General features: G+C 65.6%; 1 pseudogene. It reads left to right on the top strand.

The features are described 5' to 3' along the window. A pseudogene (locus tag AC5ZGW_RS47940) lies at positions 1–259 on the top strand (hypothetical protein); the annotation flags it as partial.

The following is a 259-nucleotide window of genomic DNA, read 5'->3' on the forward strand; positions in this document are numbered from 1 at the left end:
CGCAAACTTCCATGGCCAGAAGCGCAAGAACGACACCCATGCGAGTACCAGCGATCCAAACAGCAGGCTTTACCGCAGGGCGGCCGGGCGGGAGGCGAAGCTCTGCTATATGGGCCATGCCACAATGGAGAACCGGCATGGGCTGGCGGTGGCCGGCATGGTTACACGTGCCGATGGCACCGCCGAACGCCGCGCCTCGGAGATCATGCTGAAGGCCCAAGGCAAAGCCGCCGGCCACCGCATCACGGCCGGCGAGGAC

The organism is Bradyrhizobium sp. Crot121, from assembly GCF_059512385.1.